Here is a 14,524-nt window from a genome sequence, read left to right as displayed (position 1 = left end):
CAGGTAGACGCTGGAGCCGATCGGAGGTCATCCGATCGACTGTGCAGAGCTCTGATCAGGCCGCTCTGGAACGCGCCGGCATCGGCAGGCACACACGGACCCGCGTACCTCGGCCGTCTGTTCCGGCGCCGTATTCGAAGGTTCCGCCGATCGCCACGGCGCGCTCGGCGCTGGAGGCAAGGCCGATATGCCCATTCAAGGGAGCCCGCTCGACCTCGCTCGAATCGATTCCCACTCCATCGTCGACCACGATCAGCTCGACCGTGTCGGCCAATCTTCGGATGGAAATCGACATGGACGTGGCGTGAGCGTGTTTGACGCAGTTGGCGACCAGCTCGCGGGCGATTGCGAACAATAACTGATCGTGCACGCCGCTCGCCGCTGCCTCGACCTCGACGGAAGCGTCGAATCCCCCGCGATCGCCCGCACGTGCGGCGATGGCGTGAATGGCACCACGCAGTCCGACTGGTTCGAGAAGATACGGGTGGAGGTCGAAGACGGCCTCCCGTATTTGAGAGATTCCGCGGTCCAGCCCCTCACCGATCAAAGCTGCATTGTCACGCCCCTCAGACGCCAGGAGGTGGCGGGCGGCGAGAAGATTCTGAAGTGCGTGGTCGTGCAGCGACGTCGCCAATAGTCTTCGCGCCTGGTCTTCCGCATCCAGGGCTTGCGCCACAAGACGGCCGCGGACCGCCAGAAGCTCAGACACTTCACGCGTTCGGCGCGCCAGAATCGCCGACAGAACGCTTGCAGCGGAGCCGGTCCAGGCTAGAAAGAGAATCTGCGTGATTTCGAAACCGACGGCATCCCTCGGGACCTGGGCAAATTCCGGATAGGTTACGGCGATGAGGGCATACAGTGACAATCCAGCCGCCGAGAACGCGGCCGTCAGACGGGGGCTCACGAGCAGCGCCGCACCAAGGGGTAACAGGAAGAATGCGTAGCGAAGCTGGGAAAACGGACCTCCGGAGGTCGCCACAAGAGCTGCGATCAAGACAATGTCGACTGCGACGAGAACAGCCGGCGTGCTGAGCGGCCGTCCACACACCTCCGAGACCATGGCGGCAACAGCGTAAAGGGCCGCCAACGCCAGCAATGGGGTGAACAGGGCTTGATTGGCCTCGGGATGTTCGACCAGCCGCTCGGCCAGAAGGAATACCGGCACCGCAGCCAGTCGGATGACGGCGAAAGCTCCGCTCTGGCGAGACATCAACCGGGGTCGCGACGTCATTCCAACAGCCTGCGCCGCATCCCCTCCGCAACGGCTGCGGCTCGATCCGAGACCCCGAGCTTCTCGTACAGTCCCTGAAGATGACTCTTGATCGTCGGCGTGGACAGAAAGAGGAGTTGTGCAATCTGCGGTGCGGATCGACCCTCAGCGACGTGCACGAGGATCTCCAGTTCACGCTTGGACAGCGTGGGGCGCTCCTGTGCTCCCCGGAGACGGATTTCGGCTGCCAGAGAAGCTTGCACTTCCGAACCGAGCACTGTCTCGCCCCGGCTCACGGCGCGGATCGTGTCCGTGAGAAGTTGTGGATCGACGCTCTTGGAGAGGTAGGCACTGGCACCCACGGCCACAGCGTCAAAGGCCACTGATCCGTCGACGTAGGCCGAAAGGAGGATCACCCGGGTCGAGAGCCCATCGCGACACACAGCATTGACCACCTGGAGGCCATCCAAAACGGGCATTCTGACATCGAGAACTGCGACATTCGGGGCCAGCTCGCGTATCAACTCCATCGCCTCGCCACCATCCGAGGCCTGGCCGACAAGCTGAAAATCACCCTGGTCCCTGATCGTCTGCTCCAGCGCACGCCGAAACAGTGGATGATCATCGGCCACCACGATTCGAACTCGAGGACCTACGGTTCGCATGCAAAAAGTTTAGCCTCCGTGGGCTGAAATCGGGCGGTTCAGACAGCATCGGACCCGAAAGGTGGCCGCCGGCGACGACTCGAGTGCCGGCATTTGCTCGACCCGGCACAATTGAACCATGAACCCGCTCCCCCGCAGCACCAACGAGGCCGAGGGAATCTCCTCCGCCGCCATTCTCGATTTCATCGCCGCGGCGGAGGCGCAGCTCGAGAGCCTGCACAGCCTCATGGTCGTTCGACACGGTTGCGTCATTGCGGAGGGCTGGTGGTATCCCTTCGCGGCGCAGCATCCGCACCTCATGTTCTCGGTGAGCAAGAGCTTCACCTCGATCGCCGTCGGGCTCGCCATCGGCGAGGGCCGGCTCACGCTCGACGACCTCGTCGTCGACCTGCTACCAGACGACCTGCCCAAGCAGATCCACCCGCACCTGGCCGCGCTGACTGTGCGCCATCTGCTCACCATGACCACGGGGCATCCCACCGACACGGTGTCGCTCGCCGACGACTCGCACGGTGACAACTGGGCGCGCACCATCCTGGCCCAGCCCCTCGAGTTCGCGCCGGGCACCCACTACGTCTACAACAGCGGCGCGAGCTACCTGCTCTCGGCGATCCTGCAGCGGCTCACCGGAGAGCGCCTGTTCGACTACCTCACCCCGCGACTGTTCGACCCGCTCGGCATCATCGGCGCCACGTGGGAGTCCTGCCCGCGCGGCATCGACGCCGGCGGCTGGGGGCTCTCCCTCACGACCGAGCAGCTCGCGACCTTCGGCCAGCTGCTGCTGCAACGCGGCGAATGGAACGGCACGCGACTCGTGCCGGCGGAGTGGATCGACGAGGCCACCCGGGTGCAGGTGGACACGTCGGGCACCGAGCACGACGTCGACGGCCGTCAGGGCTACGGCTACCAGTTCTGGCGGAACCGGCCGACCGGTTACCGCGCTGACGGAGCGTTCGGTCAGGTCTGCCTCGTGCTTCCAGAAACGGATGCCGTGGTCGTGCTGACTGCGGCGCTCCCGACCGCGCAGCGCGCGCTCGATCTCGTCTGGGAACACCTGCTGCCCGCTTTCACCGACCAGCCGCTCGCAGAGATACCGAGTGGTCTTGCCGGAAAGCTGGCGGGCCTCACCCTGCCGACCGTCGTGGGCGAACCCACGTCACAGACGGCGGCGCGGGTGGCGGGCGTCCGCTTCGACTTCGACGATGCGGACGTGACCGCGGTAACTTTCGAGCCGGGACTGCTCACGATCATCCGTGGCGGCGTGGGCCAGCGGCTAGCCTTCGGCCACGGCGAATGGGTGGCATCCGCCGATGCCCGGGTACTGGCGAGCGGCGCGTGGGTCTCCCCCAGCACTCTGGTCGTGCGGGCGCACAACGTGGGCACGCCGTTCTCGCGCACGTACACGCTCGAGTTTCGGGATGACGCGTTGACCCTGGATGTCGATCAGAGCGTCGCGTTCGGGGAGCTTCCGCGGACTCACCTAGTCAGCCGGTAGCTGTGCAGATCCCCGTGGTTCCGTGCCTGAACGTGCCTCGCATGATGGCGATCGCGAGGAGACACGGCCAACTACACGGCGTTCGGTATTAATCCGCGCAGATAGGCGCGAAGGACTGGATCACAGACATAGACGATTTCGTCGCGGACTGAAATTTCGTCCATGCCGCAAACCTAGCAGTGTCGAGTTCCATCGGACTTTGGCGGCAGATGCGAGGCCTTCCAGCGAAGCCTTGCTGGTGGCGAACTTCAGCCTGCCCACAATCGCCACTAATGGGTTCCGGGGCCCGGAAGCCCCGGCGCGCTGGCCCGGAACGACCCGGCCGCTACCCCTCGATCCCGAGCTTCGCGGATCCGCCAACCACATCCCGGTCCCCCAGCGGCTGCGCCGGCCGTGCGTTGTGACTGTGTGCCTTCAAGTGTGCCGATCTGCTCCGCCGACATCGAGATCGGCGTGCTCGTCACGACCCACTGCACATCCTCGGTGCACGGCGGTGTGGTCAGACTGCCCGAGTACTCGTAGTTGTCCAGCGTCCGCGGCAGCACGGCCGCGATATCCATTGTCACGTCCTCGTCGTCAGCCATATGCGTGGCCCTGTCGATGAACGGCGCCAGGACGCCGGATGTTTGCCCCTCGGCCACGAGGATGCCCAGCACCAGTGGATTGCCAGCCGCATCCGCGTGCACCAGGTGCAGCTCGGCCGCCGCCGGCTGGCCGTTCACGGTGTGCTCCGACGGCACGTGGGCGTGCATCTGCTGCAGACTGTACTCGTCGCCGGCGAAAGTCAGGGTCTCGCCCTCGCCGTCGGCCTCGAACTCCACCGCGTGCCCGGTGTCGAACACATCGGCCTCCGCGTCCTCCGCGCTCAGCTGGATGACCGAGCTCGGTGCGGGCATGGTCGCGGGCAGGTCGATCGGGGACTGGGCGGTGCCCGCGCCGCAGGCCGCGAAGCCGGGGTCCACCTCCGCCCACGATGCCGGTCCGCTCGCGCCGTCGCAAGACCATCCCGCCGGCTCCGCCACCGGTGGCTTGCTCGACTCCGGCGCGGGCTGGGCGCAGCCGACAAGGGTGATCGCGGCCACCATGAGAGCTGAGGTGATGAGCCAGGGTCGTGCGGACATGGGAACTCCTGGAAAACGGCATAGAAAAACGCCACACCGAACATGTGGCGTGACCACTCTTGTGACAGAGCTGCTTTCCCGAATTATCCTCTCGCTGCACCCGGTCTACGGTCACCGCCGATCTCCTGCAGTGCGAAAGCACCTCGCCTGAAATCCCCACGCCCCTGCCGGACATCCCTCAGTATGAGAGTTGTGACCGACACCGATCGCGAGAAGCGGATGCATAACCTCGCCGTGCTCGTCGTCGACCCTGTGCGCCGCTATCTGCACCGCCGCACCGACGCCGCGACGGCCGACGACGTGATCGGCGACACTCTGCTGGTGTGCTGGCGCCGCCTCGACGAGGTGCCCGACGACGCACTTCCCTGGGCGATCGTCGTCGCTCGACAGTGCCTCAGCAACGCTCAACGCGCCGAGCGCCGGCGCATCCGTCTCATCGGCCGCATCATTGCCATCGACCCGCCGCCGGCCGCTGCGGACGAGAACCCCGCAGCATCCACCGTCGATGGCGCCGCCAAGACGGCCCGCGTGACCACCGCCCTCGCCGGCCTGCGTCGAAACGACGCGGAGATCCTGCGGCTGTGGGCATGGGACGAGCTGAAAAGCCCGCAGATTGCCGTCGTGCTCGGCATCAGCGCGAACGCAGCGGCGATCCGCCTACACCGTGCGAAGGCTCGCCTCAAGCAGGAGCTACTGAAATCCGGCGACCCGACCGGACATGTACCGTACGACGAAGGGAGCGAAGATGCACGACGATGACCGTGCGCTGCGCGATCAGCTGCGTGCCGCCGATCCGGCCCGCACGCTGCCCCCTGCCTCGCCGACATGGCTCGACCACAGAATGGAGCAGATCATGACCGACCAATCCCCTATCACCACGACCGTCACCCCCACGGCGCCGCGACGCGCCTTGCGGCGGTGGATGCCGGTGGTCGGCATCGCCTCCGGCCTCGCCATCGCCGCCGCAATCGTCGTGCCCCTCGTCGTCGTCGGCCCGGAGCCCACCGTCGAGGCGTTGCAGCCTCCCATGGACGGAGGCCTCGCGAGCGGCAGCTGCCTCAGGCTCGAGCCGGCGACCGTCGCGGCGCAGGAGCAGGCGTTCGCCGCGACGGTGCTGCAGATCCAGGGCGACACCGTTCTGCTGGAGGTCAGGGAGCGCTTCGCTGGCGACGTCGCCGACCGCGTGGAGGTAACGCAGGTCGACGCGATGACCTCCGACTTCTCGGGCGTGCCCTTCGTGGTCGGCCAGAGCTACCTCGTCGGCGCAGTCGATGGAACGATCACCGGCTGCGGCGTCACCGGGGCCGACAGCGCTGAGCTTCGCGCGGTCTACGACGCAGCGTTCCCTGGCTGATCCACGCCCGCGAGCGGATGACGGGACCGGTGCCGGAATCGTCACATCTGGTTTCGGACCCCGCGGCGGTCAGTGAGACCGTTGTGTCGTGCCCCGGAAGAAAACGAGTTTGCCGGATGCGACAGTAACTCACTGCTGCGCCGGGATAATCTTCTGGCCGATCAACAACGATGTCCGACCGACCGGTCGGTTTGCATCTAGGATGGTCCCATGGATCGTCGGTCACTTATTCTCAGCGCAGCCCGAAACCTCACTCTCGAGCGCGGTGTTGTGCCGTCCTTGAACAGCACCGCGAGTGCTGCGGGGGTGTCGAAGGGCGGACTGATCCATCATTTTCCTTCGCGCGCGGCTCTTGTTCAGGGCTTGGCCATCGGGGCGTTGGAGGAGCTCGACGTAGCGATGCTTGCGGCGTCGATGGAGGGCCGGGCGGCGGAAGCCTGGCTCAGGCTTTCCGTGCCGACGGGTGATGACGTGGCTCTGTTCCGAGCTTTAGCGGTCGCGCACCGGGCGGTCGAGTCGCCGGGTGATGACGTCGCTACCGCCGCGCAGGAAGCCGGCTCTCGGTGGGAGGCCATGATTCAGAAGGAAACGGGCGACGTCACACGCGCGCGGGTGATCCGCCTCGTCGGTGACGGACTCGCAGCCAACGTGATCGCCGGCATCGAGCCTGCCCCCACCCCCGCACAACTCGACGCACTCCTCGACGTCCTGATCCCTCGACCCGGTGGTGCGTCAAGACAATGAGTGGAGCGCTACTGGGCGCGATTGCCGGCCTAGCGGCCCTCGACGCCTTCAATCCTGCGACCATCGTCGCCGTCACACTCATCCTGCTTGTTGCACCCAGTCGGCCCGGACTAACGGCACTGGTGACCATTCTCGGCGCGGCCACAACCGTGTTCGTGGCGGGTGCAGCACTGTTTCTCGGCGCTAGCGCAGCCGCAGGCGCCGTCGGCGGCATTGTGCTCGCGCTGCGCTATGTCGCCTTCGGAGCAGCGGGAGCCGCGGTGGTTATCGCTGGCGTTCGACGCTTCCGAACCCGACCCCGCAAACCCATCGAACTGCCCACGTGGTTTACCCCGTGGACTGCATTCCCTTTTGGCGCACTACTCACGGCCGCCGATCTGCCCAACGCGTTCCCCTACTTCATCGCTATCGAAAGGCTCCTCGACGCGCAAGCCAGCACAGGTGAAGCGCTCCTGGTGCTGGCCGGGTATACGGTCATCTACTGCCTACCCTGCCTAACGCTCCTAGTCATCGGCCTGCTCTCTCGCCAACGAACCCATGCGCTCCTGGCCCGCATCACCAACAGACTCGGAACCGGAGACGTCCCAGCGTCACATCCGGCGGCGATCGCGCTCATGACCCTTGGTCTCTTCGTCGGGACTCTGCCTCTCTGGGCTCTCAGCTAACATCGTCCGCCCCTTCTTTCTGGGTCTTCATCCTGTCTGGCCATTCGCGACGCATGGGTCCACTACCTCCTCGGTAGCTTCATCGAAGTGGTACTTCTCATCGCCATTGCCGTAACCGCATGGAAGTGGCCGCCGACTCAAGTCGCATACTCACCGACGTAGGCAACCAACGCGAAGAGCCCGCGTCACAGTCCCACGGACATCCACTCGCGGGAGCAACGACGCCGGGTGCACTGTGCTTGCTGCGCCAATTCCATGAGCGCGGTTGATGTTGCCGGAGATGGGCACTAAGTTGTGGATTCCCTGAATTTAACCGTCGTCTTCACGCTTTTCTCCAGTCCAGCCAGTCCATATTCGACCTCACTGCCAACAAAGGGGATGTCCCTTGGATTCATTGAGAAGGCTCACAACCGTCGCACTCGCGGGGTTATCCGTGTTCGCTTTGGCCGCCTGCGGAACCGGAACAGCAGTAACCCCCAACGCGTCCGACGCCAGGGCGAGGTTAGCTCCAGCGGTCGCAATCGTGCCGACAACGGTCGCGTCTGGCGCATTCAGTGAGACGGCGCAGGTCTCCCTTGGGAAGGACGGGGCGCGCTCTACGGCCGGCGCGGCCGGAAGCGGTGACGCGTACTTCCCCAACGCCGGCAACGGCGGGTACGACGTCCAGCACTACGACCTTGCCCTTCGCTACACGCCGCCGACGGAACCCACGGTCCTCACAGGCCGCCTCAGCGGCGTCGCGACCATCACACTCCGCGCGAAGCAGGATCTGCAGTCGCTTAACTTCGACTTACGCGGCCTCGACGTTTCGTCGGTCCGGGTGGACGGCAAGGCGGCGGCACACGGGAAAGCGCAAGGCAAAGACAACGCCGAGTGGTCACAGAAGCAGGACAATGCAAACCGATACTGGGAACTCACCGTTGAGCTGCGGCCGAAGCTCGAAGCAGGACAGACGACGACCATTGTCATTGAATATGGCGGGATCACCGGGCGGCCACTAGACACCACCGGGGCCCTTTACGGGTGGGTCACCACTGCTGATGGCGCGATGGTGGTCAACGAGCCCGATGGAGCGGCGACCTGGTACCCCGTGAACGACGACCCGGAAGACAAGGCAACTTACAGGTTCCGCATCACGGTGCCGGCCGGTAAGACAGCTGTGGCAAACGGGCTGCCCGCCGGGGCGCCCCAGACAAAGGCCGGCTGGACAACATGGACGTGGCGGGCATCCGACCCGATGTCCAGCTACCTGTCGACGGCGAGCGTAGGCGACTACGCCTTGTCCCGCGACGTGAGTCCGGACGGTCTGCCGATCATCAATGCGATCGACGATGGAGTGACGGGCGCGCCTCTTGCAGAAACAGCGGCGGCACTCGCGCTGCAGCCCCAGATGATCACCTTTCTGGAGGCCCAATTCGGGCGATACCCGTTCGAGTCGTTCGGCGCCATTGTCGACGACGACTCGGTCGACTACGCCCTGGAGACTCAGACCCGCCCGGTGTACTCCGAGGTCGCGGACGAAAACACAGTGGTGCACGAACTGGGGCACCAGTGGTTCGGCAACTCTGTGACCCCGGCTGATTGGAAGGACATCTGGCTGAACGAAGGCTGGGCGACCTATATCGAGTGGCTCTGGGCAGAACATCAGGGCACCGCATCAATTTCCAATCAGTTCGCCGACACGGTGGCATACCTGGACGCAAACGACGGCTGGGCACTCAACATCGCAGACCCGGGTCGCGACAGCCTCTTTGCGAATCCGGTCTATCTGCGAGGCGCGGCCACCCTGTACGCATTGCGCGCGAAGATCGGTGACGACGCGTTCTTCGCCGGCGCCCGCTTGTGGCTGACTGAGTACGACGACTCGAATGCGACCACTGCGGACTTCGAAGCCGTAATGGAAGAGAGCTCAGGCCAGCAACTCCAGACTTTCTTCGACGACTGGTTGCGCGAAGGCGACCGCCCGGCAATGCCCTAGCCACCAGCGCAGTCCCTGGCAAGGAGAACCCGAAGGTTCACGGCTCGATGTGCCCCGAGCAATCGAGCCCGACTGACTTCATGCGCCCGGACAAAGTGAAACACACAGCGTTCGAGACCATCCGACACAGGTGAGCACAGAAAAACAGCCGGAGCTACGGCGCTGAAGAAGAACTCGCAGCCACACGAAACCGCAAGATCCACTCAAACCAGAAATCGTTCCTGAGAAGCCTCAGGTGCGATTTCTCTATATTTGCCTTCACTGATCCGGTTGACCGACGACTCTATACAGTAGCGCTTGCCGAGGTTGGTCTTCCGGCAGCGTCAGGCCTTCACATCTCCGCGCCATCCGCCGTCGGAGGTTCCCTTCGCCTCGATGAACTCCTTAAAGTTCCTGAGGTCTTTTTTAATGGCGTGATCGTCGATACCGAGAGCGGCCCCAGCCTTCTCAAGCAGCCCTGTCGCCTCCCAATCAAGCTGTACCGTCACCCGTGTCTCGTTCGCGGCCAACTTATGGAACGTGACAACTCCCGCGTGGTCAACCTGGCCGCCGGTGCTGTTCCAGGCAACACGCTCGTCAGGGTGCTGCTCAGTTATCCGAGCCTCAAACTCGCGCTCCACGCCACCGACTTTAACCTTCCACTCGGTGAGAGTGTCGGTCACCTGCGTGACGGATTCAACAAAACTGAGAAACTTTGGAAACTCCTCGAATTTTGTCCACTGGTTATACGCGACGGTAACGGGAACGTTGACGTCGACAGTCTCGATGGCGTTGGGCATGATGACCTCCTAATGCGAATTCGACGGATGAAATAGTTTCTGCAATCCCATTCACAGTACCGAAGGCTAATCCAAGGTCAACCCGGGTAAGGAAAAACTCGCGGGAACGAGAAGGTTCCTGTGCGCGGAACCTCAGCAGCGTGAACAGGCGATGGGACGGGCTGAACGACGGGCGAGGGAGACTCTTCAGAATCTCTCTCGGTCCCAGGGCGAAGGGCGACCAAAATGCACTTCAGATCGATGACGATCGCGGCCGTGGGGATAAGCGACGTCGCCCCGGCACCCAACTCTTGCATGCCGTGCAGAATCGCCTCGACTGCCGCTACGGCGGCATCAAGGGGCGCGCTATCACGCGGGCCATCGTCCGGGGCACGCAAGGTTTCTGCGACTGCGTGCAGGGCATCGCTGAGAACCGGAGGCAGTTCGGGCGGCAGCTCAAGGGGAATCGGTTTACCCCAGATCATGCCCGCAAAAACCTCGGACAGGTTGCGCACGTGAAAGGTGACGTTCTCCAGGGCCGCGAGGCCCTCCTAGTCAACAACAAGATTTCTGCGGTTGAAACGAGCGCGAGGGTTACCCTTACGACTCTCATCGGCGCGTTGCACAGCCGACCTGACGTCTCGTGCCGCGTCCGTGAGTGCGCTGCCCCTGGTCGCCCGGAGTTCACGCTCGGGAGGCCAACTCCCACCCAAGGCCACGCCGATATCGCTGAGGTGCGTGGCGAGGGTGCCTCAAAAACTGCTCAACCGCTCGACCTCCGCCCACAGTAAGCCATCGCATGCCTCCGATAAGGGGGCCGAGGCCGATGACCAGCCAGATCGTCTAAACGCTGGGCTCGCTCAGGATGAGCACGGCCCCGGCGAGGGCGATTCCGAAGGCCAGCCCAGCGAGGGTTTGTAAAGCGCTGCGGAGCGAACGCATGAGGGTTGGGTGCATGCTCAGAAGTGCGCCCAGCGGCGCGTAGTACCGCAATTCCTGAGCGTTTCCAGGGAGGAAAGGGAACGGTGTCCAGGCAATCGCCACAGTAACAGAGATCTCGGTGATCTGGAGGAATCGCGGAGGTTGGAGACGACGACGAACCGACGTCACCGTCTCATGCCGCTGCATCTCTTGCGCTGCTCATTCAAAAAATTATTTCGCGTGACGTTGAGACCAGATCAACTTCTGAGATGCTCTGAACGCTCGTTCGCGCGTTGCTCGCCAGGAATGCATACGATAACCAAGTGACTTTGCCGAACGGATTTCATCTAGCGAACCGAGAGTTCTTTGCCCGCGAGGTGCTCAATGTCGCACCCGAGATTCTCGGCTGCATCCTTCAACGCACCGATGACGACGGCATTGTGACCATTCGAATTACCGAGGTCGAGGCGTACGCGGGTGAACGCGACCCCGGCGCACACGCCTATCGGGGCCAGACGAATCGGAACAAGACAATGTTCGGTCCCGCCGGGCACCTCTACTGCTACTTCACCTATGGAATGCACCACTCGCTGAACCTCGTCGCCGGACAACCAGGACAGCCATACGGTTGTCTCATCAGGGCGGGAGACGTGATGGGAGGTGCCGCCATTGCCCGCAGCCGTCGAGAAAGCAAACCACGAAAAGTTCCTCTTCCCAGTAGCAGTTTGGCGCGGGGCCCTGGCTGCGTTGCCCAAACCTTCGGGGCAACCCTGGCAAACGACGGTGACGATCTTTTTGGCGGACAGTGGAAGTTTTTCGTTCCGGATGATGGCCTGGTGTTACCCCACCGAACCGGACCACGCGTTGGCGTCAGCGGACCCGGCGGCAATGCGATGAATTTCCCCTGGCGATACTGGTTAGCTGATGCGGCATCCGTCTCAACCTACAAACCAGGCCGCCCGTAACCGTGGCTCGCCGTTTGTCTGCATTGGTGGCCGCGGGTGGTTATATTTTCGTCAGGGCCTCGCCCTTGTGCATCGCCACGTGGTCGGTCGTGTCACTCGTGATCTCGTACTGCGGATCATCGGGACTGCAGCGGTGAGTGTGCCCTTTGTATTCCACGTCTATCGTATGAATTTTCGCGATGGTGCCGTGCACATGGCCGGCCTCGGAGTTCCAGCGCACGTGATCGCCAACTGAGAATTTTTTTGTCATTGGTATGCCTTCCACTGTCATAACGCTGCTGTATCTTTCGAACGTATTCGCTGTACCCGCTTGCTTCGGATTGGCACCCTCGGGTTTCACTCTTCCGGTGGATACCAGAGGCGGTTACCATCGACTTTCGCGAAGCTGGTGAGGGTGTGGGGCTTGGTCGAGGTCAGGCTCATGATGTCGGCAACCTGCAGACCGCGAGCCAGCAACGCGTCTCCGATCAGTGATCGGTGACAACGCCAGGGCACGGCCTCGGCACACATGATTGCCACCGTCTGCTTCTTCGTCAGCGCCATCAACTCGTCGACGCCGGCAACGAACTCGGGCGTTTGCATGTAGTCGGCGTAGTTGCGGAAGCTTCTGTTACGCCACGCTCCGTTGATAGATGCTTCTGCCGCCGGAGTATGCCGTAACCCGCCTAGCTCGGGAAGTCGCTGATAGTCAATACCTGCCTCCGGCATGCTTGTGTCGAGTTCGTGTTCCCCAAATTGTGGGTTGTGACGAGACCCGGGAACGGTGCGAACGTCGATGAGTCGTTCGACACCATTTGCTTTCAACATTCCAACGAACTCATCAACGGGATGAGTGGAATGCCCGATCGTGTACACACAGATTCCAGCCATGCTCCCATTGAACCGCACGTGCTGAAGCCCGCATCAGAAATGTCAGATTTATGCGCCCGACACTCGGCTCCGCGATAAAGGGCGCAGCCTCGTAAGGTGGCATCGCCCTGTAGCCGTCCTGAAGCCATCGGTAACCTGATCGGGGGCGAAGCTTCTTCGTTTCAGCCCGCCGGTTCACGCGGGCTAGGTGAGGATATCTCCGGTGACGCCGCTGTCACTGAAGTCCTGAACGAACGGAAGAAAGCATGCAATCCATCCCGGCCCGTTCCGACCACTCGCATGCGAATGAAACTGCAGGGGCTGGTGGTGTCCCACTGACAGTGTCGATGCCGGTGGGTGTAGCCCGGGCTGGGGTCATTGTGCTCCACGAGGTCTGGGGCCTCTCCGCACCGGTCACTGCTCTCGTCGTCCGCCTAGCCGGCTGCGGCTATATCACCGCCGCGCCGCACCTCTACCACCGCATCGCAGACCCCGTCGTCACCAATGGGAAATTCACACAAGCCCGCCGTCACCACGACACCCTCACGAGGGAAGGGCTCACATTTGACATCGAGAGCGCCTTGTCCTGGGTCCGTGCCCAAGGAGCACAGAAAGTAGCGGTAATAGGATTCTCCATGGGAGGCACCCTCGCATTGTGGGCGGCAGCAACACTGCACATCGATGCCGCAGTCACCTTCTACGGTGCCGGCCTGGCTTCGCCACGCTGGCCTGGCATCCTCAGCGGAATCGATGCCGTACGCGTGCTCAAGGCTCCCTGGTTGGGAATATATGCCGGCACAGACGCCAGCACCCCGGCCCGTGACCTCCAACAGGTGCGCGAAATCCTCACCCACAACACCACGCAATCCGCGGTGGTTGTTTACCCTAAAGTCCGTCACGGCTTCGCCCTGGACCCGGACCTTCCACGCCACGCCGCAGACGAGGCGACAGACGCATTCGAGCGAACATCCCTCTTCCTAAAAACCCATTTACGCTAAACCAGCCAGCCAGTTCCGTAAACGGTGTCGCTCGTCGGTCACCCGGCGCATCACACCTAGCGCCATACGCCATGCACGTGGCCCAATGAGGACGGAATGGCCCATCATCGATACAGCAACAAACCGGGAGCGCATCAAGAGCCGCACCGCGTTCCAACTCCACGTCAAGGAGAAGCCCGATGCAACTGGCCGCGTCGTGCTGCGCTGCCCCGCACTGGCCGCCAGCCCGACCGTGACCTGCCCCTTATGAGAACTGCTCAAGACCGTGACGGACAAGATCCGCCCCGCGGTCGACGTAGAAGATCTGCCCGACTTCGCGGACAAGATCTGCAGCCAGCATTCCGTGTCCTTTGACATTGCCAACAACCGGCGCAACGCGCAGGCGTTCGAACACGGCACGAAGGAATGGGATGAATTCCACGACCATGCTCGCAACTCCATCGAGTCCCTGAACGACCAGATCAAAAGCAACGGGCCTGAGGACATCGAGTCCGCCAGGCGCCGCCGAGTGCGCGGATTCGGCGCCGCGCCAATTATCGTCACCATCCTGCTGACGAACTTCAACCTCCGCAAAATCGCCGCTTTCATCAGCGACAAAAATAGGGACGACGCAAAAAACACGTTCACGGAGAACCCGTCGTCCGCCCGATTCGCCGCCGCGACCGCGAATGGCACAACCCCTACACCGACACCTACCCGGCCGGAGTGATGCGGCCCGACAAGGTCAAACACCTCGCATCGGACGAAACCGGCGGACCACCGCTACGGACCTAACAGTCCCGCTCAGGACCAGATACCGCT

The 14,524-nt window shown here is 63.1% G+C and carries 15 protein-coding genes; 9 read left to right on the top strand and 6 right to left on the bottom strand.

The genetic code is table 11. From position 1 onward, the window contains the following. Positions 1-55 precede the first annotated feature (55 nt). Together E3T25_RS07510 and E3T25_RS07505 are read right to left on the bottom strand one after the other, a co-directional pair. Positions 56-1,231: a sensor histidine kinase gene (locus tag E3T25_RS07510; RefSeq protein ID WP_104101655.1), complete on the bottom strand. Its 1,176-nt coding sequence runs from the start codon at positions 1,229-1,231 to the stop codon at positions 56-58. After that, complete coding sequence (locus E3T25_RS07505) at positions 1,228-1,845, bottom strand: response regulator transcription factor (protein ID WP_198412859.1); 618 nt, start codon at positions 1,843-1,845, stop codon at positions 1,228-1,230. The genes E3T25_RS07510 and E3T25_RS07505 overlap by 4 nt, the downstream gene beginning before the upstream one ends. A 148-nt stretch (positions 1,846-1,993) precedes the next feature. Between E3T25_RS07505 and E3T25_RS07500 the strand changes: the two genes are divergently transcribed. Next, the gene (locus tag E3T25_RS07500) at positions 1,994-3,370 is read left to right on the top strand and encodes a serine hydrolase domain-containing protein (protein WP_134373427.1); all 1,377 of its coding nucleotides are present in this window, start codon (positions 1,994-1,996) and stop codon (positions 3,368-3,370) included. A gap of 269 nt (positions 3,371-3,639) precedes the next feature. Here E3T25_RS07500 and E3T25_RS07495 read toward each other — a convergent pair whose 3' ends face one another. Beyond that, a complete protein-coding gene (locus E3T25_RS07495; RefSeq protein WP_134373425.1) occupies positions 3,640-4,491 on the bottom strand; it encodes a carbonic anhydrase in 852 nt (283 codons plus the stop codon). Between the two features lie 192 nt (positions 4,492-4,683). Between E3T25_RS07495 and E3T25_RS07490 the strand changes: the two genes are divergently transcribed. The 5 genes from E3T25_RS07490 to E3T25_RS07470 all read left to right on the top strand — a co-directional run bounded on the left by E3T25_RS07490 (position 4,684) and on the right by E3T25_RS07470 (position 9,232). Further along, the gene (locus E3T25_RS07490) at positions 4,684-5,250 is read left to right on the top strand and encodes an RNA polymerase sigma factor (RefSeq protein ID WP_104101734.1); all 567 of its coding nucleotides are present in this window, start codon (positions 4,684-4,686) and stop codon (positions 5,248-5,250) included. Then, positions 5,237-5,845 (top strand): hypothetical protein, encoded by a 609-nt coding sequence (locus E3T25_RS07485; protein WP_134373423.1) that lies wholly within the window; start codon positions 5,237-5,239, stop codon positions 5,843-5,845. The genes E3T25_RS07490 and E3T25_RS07485 overlap by 14 nt, the downstream gene beginning before the upstream one ends. Before the next feature lie 210 nt (positions 5,846-6,055). Next, a complete protein-coding gene (locus E3T25_RS07480; RefSeq protein WP_134373421.1) occupies positions 6,056-6,589 on the top strand; it encodes a TetR/AcrR family transcriptional regulator in 534 nt (177 codons plus the stop codon). Further along, positions 6,586-7,254, top strand: a complete 669-nt coding sequence (locus E3T25_RS07475) for a GAP family protein (RefSeq protein WP_104101668.1) — start codon at positions 6,586-6,588, stop codon at positions 7,252-7,254. The genes E3T25_RS07480 and E3T25_RS07475 overlap by 4 nt, the downstream gene beginning before the upstream one ends. A gap of 523 nt (positions 7,255-7,777) precedes the next feature. Next, positions 7,778-9,232 carry a M1 family metallopeptidase gene (locus tag E3T25_RS07470; protein ID WP_241980716.1) on the top strand — a complete coding sequence of 485 codons (1,455 nt, stop codon included), beginning with the start codon at positions 7,778-7,780 and terminating at the stop codon, positions 9,230-9,232. A 323-nt stretch (positions 9,233-9,555) separates the two neighbouring features. Here the strand turns inward: E3T25_RS07470 and E3T25_RS07465 are convergent, their stop codons facing one another. Beyond that, on the bottom strand, positions 9,556-10,011 hold the full coding sequence (locus E3T25_RS07465; RefSeq protein ID WP_104101671.1) for an SRPBCC family protein: 456 nt from the start codon (positions 10,009-10,011) through the stop codon (positions 9,556-9,558). 1,223 nt (positions 10,012-11,234) lie between these two features. Here E3T25_RS07465 and E3T25_RS07455 point away from each other — a divergent pair. Next, the gene (locus E3T25_RS07455; RefSeq protein WP_134341943.1) at positions 11,235-11,876 is read left to right on the top strand and encodes a DNA-3-methyladenine glycosylase; all 642 of its coding nucleotides are present in this window, start codon (positions 11,235-11,237) and stop codon (positions 11,874-11,876) included. A 40-nt stretch (positions 11,877-11,916) separates the two neighbouring features. Here the strand turns inward: E3T25_RS07455 and E3T25_RS07450 are convergent, their stop codons facing one another. Continuing rightward, positions 11,917-12,126: a hypervirulence associated TUDOR domain-containing protein gene (locus E3T25_RS07450; protein WP_104099967.1), complete on the bottom strand. Its 210-nt coding sequence runs from the start codon at positions 12,124-12,126 to the stop codon at positions 11,917-11,919. An 86-nt stretch (positions 12,127-12,212) separates the two neighbouring features. After that, positions 12,213-12,746 (bottom strand): DUF488 domain-containing protein, encoded by a 534-nt coding sequence (locus E3T25_RS07445; RefSeq protein WP_134373417.1) that lies wholly within the window; start codon positions 12,744-12,746, stop codon positions 12,213-12,215. A 245-nt stretch (positions 12,747-12,991) separates the two neighbouring features. Between E3T25_RS07445 and E3T25_RS07440 the strand changes: the two genes are divergently transcribed. Then, a complete protein-coding gene (locus E3T25_RS07440) occupies positions 12,992-13,723 on the top strand; it encodes a dienelactone hydrolase family protein (RefSeq protein ID WP_134373415.1) in 732 nt (243 codons plus the stop codon). A gap of 265 nt (positions 13,724-13,988) precedes the next feature. Further along, positions 13,989-14,432, top strand: coding sequence for a hypothetical protein (locus tag E3T25_RS07435; RefSeq protein ID WP_134373413.1), 444 nt, complete (start codon positions 13,989-13,991; stop codon positions 14,430-14,432). The last annotated feature ends 92 nt before the right edge of the window (positions 14,433-14,524 follow it).

Source organism: Cryobacterium sandaracinum, assembly GCF_004403415.1.
Classification (GTDB): Bacteria; Actinomycetota; Actinomycetes; order Actinomycetales; family Microbacteriaceae; genus Cryobacterium; species Cryobacterium sandaracinum.
Note: the sequence above shows the minus strand (reverse complement) of the source record. Positions and strands in the feature narration are given on the sequence as shown.

Excerpts from the sequence above, each read along its gene's own strand:
- E3T25_RS07445 (WP_134373417.1), bottom strand. The coding sequence starts at position 12,746 with ATGGCTGGAATCTGTGTGTACACGATCGGGCATTCCACTCATCCCGTT.
- E3T25_RS07480 (WP_134373421.1), top strand. The coding sequence starts at position 6,056 with ATGGATCGTCGGTCACTTATTCTCAGCGCAGCCCGAAACCTCACTCTC.
- E3T25_RS07440 (WP_134373415.1), top strand. The coding sequence starts at position 12,992 with ATGCAATCCATCCCGGCCCGTTCCGACCACTCGCATGCGAATGAAACT.
- E3T25_RS07510 (WP_104101655.1), bottom strand. The coding sequence starts at position 1,231 with ATGACGTCGCGACCCCGGTTGATGTCTCGCCAGAGCGGAGCTTTCGCC.
- E3T25_RS07475 (WP_104101668.1), top strand. The coding sequence starts at position 6,586 with ATGAGTGGAGCGCTACTGGGCGCGATTGCCGGCCTAGCGGCCCTCGAC.
- E3T25_RS07495 (WP_134373425.1), bottom strand. The coding sequence starts at position 4,491 with ATGTCCGCACGACCCTGGCTCATCACCTCAGCTCTCATGGTGGCCGCG.
- E3T25_RS07500 (WP_134373427.1), top strand. The coding sequence starts at position 1,994 with ATGAACCCGCTCCCCCGCAGCACCAACGAGGCCGAGGGAATCTCCTCC.
- E3T25_RS07465 (WP_104101671.1), bottom strand. The coding sequence starts at position 10,011 with ATGCCCAACGCCATCGAGACTGTCGACGTCAACGTTCCCGTTACCGTC.
- E3T25_RS07485 (WP_134373423.1), top strand. The coding sequence starts at position 5,237 with ATGCACGACGATGACCGTGCGCTGCGCGATCAGCTGCGTGCCGCCGAT.
- E3T25_RS07450 (WP_104099967.1), bottom strand. The coding sequence starts at position 12,126 with ATGACAAAAAAATTCTCAGTTGGCGATCACGTGCGCTGGAACTCCGAG.